Genomic DNA, 4590 nt, shown 5'->3' on the forward strand with positions numbered 1-4590 from the left:
TAGTGTTAACAGGCCCTAGGCCGATTGCCGTCCCGCACGGCGATCGGTAGGGTCGTGCCACATCTTTCGGGGAACCCGCTATGAAGCCTCTCGTTGTTGCCATCGCCCTGGTGCTGGGCGCCACCGCGCCGCTGCAGGCGCAGCCCCAGCCAACAACTGCCAGCGCGCCTGCCACGCCGGCCTGGGTCACCACCAGCAATACGGATGCGCAGATCCTGCTGCGGGCACAGGCCGCTTTCCAGCCCGAGTCGGCCAGCTCCGTGGGCCTGGAGGAATACGACGATCAGGTCGCCGACCTCGGCCCACGCAATCCTGCCCGCTTCCGCGAGGCGATGGCGCAGGCGCGCACGCAACTGCAGGCCAAGCTGAGCAGCGAGCGCGACCCCAACGTGCGCCAGGACCTGCAGATCATGATCGGCGCCGCCGATCAGGCGATCGAAGGCAGCGAACTCAACGAGCGCTATCTGCTGCCGTGGGTCGATGCGCCGCAATTGGTGTTCAGCGGCATCAACGATTTGCTGTCCGAACAGGTGGCACCGGCACGGCGTGCCAAGGCGCTGGTGCGTCTCAAGCGCTACCTCGGCCAGCTGCCGCAGACCACGCCCATCACCACCCAGGCCCGCCAGCGCTATGAAGAACAGCTGGGCAATCGCGCGCTGCTGCAACCGACCGAGCGCGAAGTGCAGCAGGCGTTGGCCAATGTCGATACCTATATCGAGGGCATCGACGCGCTGCTCAAGGAGTACAAGATCGCCGACAGCAGCGAGGCGTTGAAGGCGGTGTCCACCCAGCTCAAGGACTACGCCAGCTGGACGCGCACGGTGGTGCTGCCAAAGGCGCGCAAGGACACGCGCTTGCCGGCGCCGCTGTATGCCTTCCAGCTCAAGCAGGTAGGCATCGACATCGCCCCGCAGTTGCTGATGCAGCGCGCGCAACTGGAATTCATGGAAACCCGCTCGGCGATGCAGCAGCTGGCGCCGCTGGTGGCCAAGGCCAAGGGCGTGCAGGGCAACGACTACCTGCAGGTGATCCGTGCGCTCAAGCGCGACAAGATCGCCGACGATCATCTGGAAGCGCATTACCGCGGCGTCATCGACCAGATCGATCCGATCATCCGCCAGCAGCGCATCGTCGACGTGCCGCAGCGGCCGATGCAGATGCGGCTGGGCAGCGCCGCGGAAAGCGCCGCCCAGCCAGCGCCGCACTTCCGACCGGCGCCGATGATCGGCAATACCGGCCAGCAAGGGCAGTTCGTGCTGCCGTTGGGCAATCCCGATGCGGCCGCCGGCAGCAACGACCAGTACGACGACTTCAACTTCGGCTCGGCCGCGTGGACGCTCAGCGCCCACGAAGGTCGCCCCGGCCACGAGCTGCAATTCACCGCCATGGTCGAGCGCGGGGTATCGCTGGCGCGCAGCCTGTTCGCCTTCAATTCGGTCAATGTCGAAGGCTGGGCGCTCTACGCCGAGGCCGAGATGGTGCCGTACGAGCCGCTGGACGGGCAGTTGATTGCCCTGCAGTTTCGCTTGCTACGCGCCGCCCGCGCGATGCTCGACCCGATGCTCAACCTGGGTCTGATCGATCGCGAGCGCGCGCGCCAGGTGCTGGAGGAGCAGGTCGGTCTTTCGCCGGCGATGACGCGGCAGGAACTGGACCGCTATACCGTGCGCGCGCCCGGCCAGGCCGGCAGTTATTTCTATGGGTACACCCGCATCCTCGAGTTGCGCATGCGGACCGAACTGGCGCTGGGCAAACAGTTCGACCGGCTGGCCTTCAACAACTTCCTGCTCGATCAGGGCCTGTTGCCGCCGGACCAGTTGGCCAAGGCGGTGGAGACCGGGTTCATCCCGGCCCAGCAACGCAAGCGCTGAGTGCAACGCGACCGGCAGGCTCACGGTGTGGGCCTGCGGCCAGCGGTGCGACGATCCGGCTGTCAACGGCCCGGCGAGGCAACAGCCGAGCCGTGGCCGTCGCTTAGCGTGTCGGTGCGCTCGGAGCGACCGGCGGCGGTGGCGGCGTTCCTTCCGGCACCCAGATCGCCATGCCGGCCGCACGCTTCTGGGTGGTCGGAATGCCGATGCCCAGTCCACCGCCGACCCGGCCGCCGTAGCTGCCGCCGCCGACCGACAGGCCGCCGCCGGAGCGCTCCGAACCCACGCCGACCAGCACGACGCCGTTGGCGCCGAGTTTGGCGGCTTCGCGCTTGAGACGTTGCACCGCGGCATCGGTCTGGCCCTGGGTGCCGAAGCCGGCGGCGCTGGTGGACTCGAGCTGGGCGATCTCCTGCGAGCCTGCCGGCGCGTGCGGATAGATCCGCACCAAGGCCGGGTCGATGGGGGCACGCGGCTGGCCCAGCATCACCTTGGAACTGCTCGCACAGCCGGCGAGCGACAGCGCCAGCGCGGCGCCCAGGACAAGCGGTTTGTTCATGGCGTGTGGCCCCCTTCGGTTGTGCCAGCGATGATCGGTGGCCGGCACTGAATCGCGCCGTGCTGGCGCAGAGCCTAGCGGCAACCGCGTGAGCCTGTCGGCAAGCCGCCATTGGTCATGGTGACCACCCGCCCACGGTGCCGTGGCGACTGTCCCGCTAAGCTGGGGCCTTCTTCCAGAAGCGAGGTGGGGCGTGGGACTGATCAGCCTGTTGTGGGGCATCGTGGCGTTGCTCTGGATGATCCTGGCCTTCATCCCCTTGCTGGGATGGGGCAACTGGTTCCTGATCCCGTTCGCGGCGGTCGGGGCGCTGATTGCGGCGATCGCCGTGCTGTTCACCTCGCCGGGTCACCGTGGGCGCGCCAAAGCGGGCCTTGCGCTCAATGGCCTGGTGATCGTGGTCGGCATCATTCGCCTGAGCCTGGGCGGTGGGGTGATCTAGAGCGTGTTATGGACTTGAGGTGAGTGCGAGGCGTCCTGTGGCGCGTCGAAGCAACGCGGGCGCTGCGCGGTTTGCCTTGGCGCCAGCCAAGCCAGCGCCACCCAGCACCCGCTCCGCACCGCTGACGGCCAACGCATCTCATCTCAACGTGCATCACACGCGCTAGGCGCGGTCGCAGGCTGTTGCAGCGCTGCGACACTGCGTCGCAGCGCGTCCGTTGCGCGATGGCGGCAGTAAACTGCCTGTACGCCGTCGTGGCGCTATGCCAAGACGACATTCGCGCAACAGCGCGGTGCGCAGTGAGGCCGTCGCGTCGCATGGCAACGCTGCTGCGCCGGCCGCTGCTGCAATCCTCGCGCCGTCGTGCGCAATGACGTCGCAGCGCCTGGTGCAAGCTTGCAGCACCGTGTCCTGCACGCACGCTGCGCATGGCCGCCGCTCCTCTTTCATCTTCACCGTCAGGAATTCTTCGATGGCTCACCCCCACTTTCGCCCACGTCGCATGCGTCATGACGCGTTTTCGCGTCGCTTGATGCGCGAGCACACGCTGACCGTCGACGATCTGATCTGGCCGGTGTTCGTTCACGATGTGCCGGGCCGCGCGCCGATCGCCTCGATGCCCGGGGTCGAGCGTCTATCGCTGGACGAGTTGCTGCGCGAGGCCGAGCAGGCGCTGGAGCTGGGCATCCCGGTGATCGACCTGTTCCCGGTGATCGATCCGGCCGGCAAGAGTCTGGATGCGGCCGAAGCGTGGAATCCCGAGGGTCTGGCCCAGCGCGCGGTGCGTGCGCTCAAGCAGCGGTTTCCCGAGCTGGGAGTGATGACCGATGTCGCGCTCGACCCGTACACCACCCATGGCCAGGACGGCATCATCGATGCGCGCGGTTATGTGCTCAACGACATCACCGTCGAGGCGCTGGTCAAGCAATCGCTGTCGCATGCGCAGGCCGGTGTGGACATCGTCTCGCCGTCGGACATGATGGACGGCCGCATCGGCGCGATCCGGCGTGCGCTGGATGCGCAGGACCAGTTGCACGTGCGCATCATGGCCTACTCGGCCAAGTACGCCTCGGCGTTCTATGGTCCGTTCCGCGACGCGGTGGGCAGCGCCGGCAATCTCGGCAAGGCCGACAAGACCACCTACCAGATGGATCCGGCCAACGGCGACGAAGCCTTGCGCGAGATTGCGCTGGACCTGGAGGAAGGCGCCGACATGGTGATGGTCAAGCCGGGCATGCCGTACCTGGACGTGGTGCGGCGAGTGAAGGACACCTTCCATGTGCCGACCTTCGCTTACCAGGTCAGCGGCGAGTACGCCATGCTCAAGGCCGCCGCCGCCAATGGCTGGCTGGACGAACGCCGCTGCGTGCTGGAGGCCTTGATCGCCTTCAAGCGCGCAGGCGCCGACGGCGTGCTGACCTATTTCGCGCCGCAAGTCGCACGCTGGTTGCGCGAGACCCGTTGACGTCGGACGGCGGCGTCAGTGCGCCGCGGCCAGCCGCGGTGCCGGTAGGCAGCCGAGCGCCTGCAGGGTCGCCTCCACCGCCGTGTCCAGCGGCGTGTGCGGCTCGGCGCCGAGCACGCTGAGCAGACGGGGATTGCGCAGCCGCAACGGGTGCTGCCACAGCGGGCGGATTTCGTGCAGCTCGCCGGCCAACGGCACGATGCGACGCATCAGCTTCACCGCCCACCACGGGAACCGCCGCAGCCTCGGCTCG

At 67.6% G+C, this 4590-nt stretch carries 4 protein-coding genes and 1 pseudogene; 3 read left to right on the forward strand and 2 right to left on the reverse strand.

From position 1 onward, the window contains the following. The first annotated feature begins 80 nt into the window (after nucleotides 1-80). On the forward strand, nucleotides 81-1871 hold the full coding sequence (locus tag CKY51_RS20290) for a DUF885 domain-containing protein (RefSeq protein WP_022972309.1): 1791 nt from the start codon (nucleotides 81-83) through the stop codon (nucleotides 1869-1871). A 103-nt stretch (nucleotides 1872-1974) separates the two neighbouring features. Here CKY51_RS20290 and CKY51_RS20295 read toward each other — a convergent pair whose 3' ends face one another. Next, complete coding sequence (locus CKY51_RS20295) at nucleotides 1975-2430, reverse strand: hypothetical protein (RefSeq protein ID WP_022972310.1); 456 nt, start codon at nucleotides 2428-2430, stop codon at nucleotides 1975-1977. A gap of 199 nt (nucleotides 2431-2629) precedes the next feature. On the opposite strand from CKY51_RS20295, the gene CKY51_RS20300 reads away from it, so the two are divergent. Both CKY51_RS20300 and hemB read left to right on the forward strand, forming a co-directional pair. Then, nucleotides 2630-2872, forward strand: a complete 243-nt coding sequence (locus CKY51_RS20300; protein ID WP_031339761.1) for a hypothetical protein — start codon at nucleotides 2630-2632, stop codon at nucleotides 2870-2872. A gap of 472 nt (nucleotides 2873-3344) precedes the next feature. After that, on the forward strand, nucleotides 3345-4337 hold the full coding sequence (hemB, locus tag CKY51_RS20305; protein ID WP_031339763.1) for a porphobilinogen synthase: 993 nt from the start codon (nucleotides 3345-3347) through the stop codon (nucleotides 4335-4337). A 15-nt stretch (nucleotides 4338-4352) separates the two neighbouring features. Here the strand turns inward: hemB and CKY51_RS20310 are convergent. After that, a pseudogene (locus CKY51_RS20310) lies at nucleotides 4353-4590 on the reverse strand (hypothetical protein); the annotation flags it as partial.

The organism is Xanthomonas maliensis, assembly GCF_009192945.1.
Classification (GTDB): domain Bacteria; phylum Pseudomonadota; class Gammaproteobacteria; order Xanthomonadales; family Xanthomonadaceae; genus Xanthomonas; species Xanthomonas maliensis.